We start from the raw sequence: 274 nt of genomic DNA, 5'->3' as shown, positions 1-274 counted from the left end.
CAAAGTTCAGGATTCCTACGCTATTCTCCCACAGGCTGGAGAAGCACAGTTGCGGATCTACAACAGTTTAAACTGTTCACTCCATGTTAACGTGACTGATGGCGGAAAAAGTTACTCCTGGGCCATCGAGAGTTTGGGTCTTCTAGAGCAGAAGTCGCTTCCTGTCAACGGACAGGCAAATCTTATCTACTCCGCAGAGTTTGACAACATGGAATGTTCTTCAATGCTGCCGGTTTCTGTTGGCATTCTGGCAATATTTGAAGCCAAGGCTGTG

1 protein-coding gene is annotated in these 274 nt (G+C 47.1%); it reads left to right on the top strand.

Going from position 1 to position 274, the window contains the following annotated elements:
* Positions 1-49 precede the first annotated feature (49 nt).
* A partial coding sequence (locus tag P2081_RS20900; RefSeq protein ID WP_278924707.1) for a hypothetical protein occupies positions 50-274 on the top strand: 225 nt, incomplete at its 3' end.

The organism is Pseudophaeobacter profundi (assembly GCF_029697505.1).
GTDB lineage: Bacteria > Pseudomonadota > Alphaproteobacteria > Rhodobacterales > Rhodobacteraceae > Pseudophaeobacter > Pseudophaeobacter profundi.
This window is presented reverse-complemented; position numbering and strand designations above follow the sequence as displayed.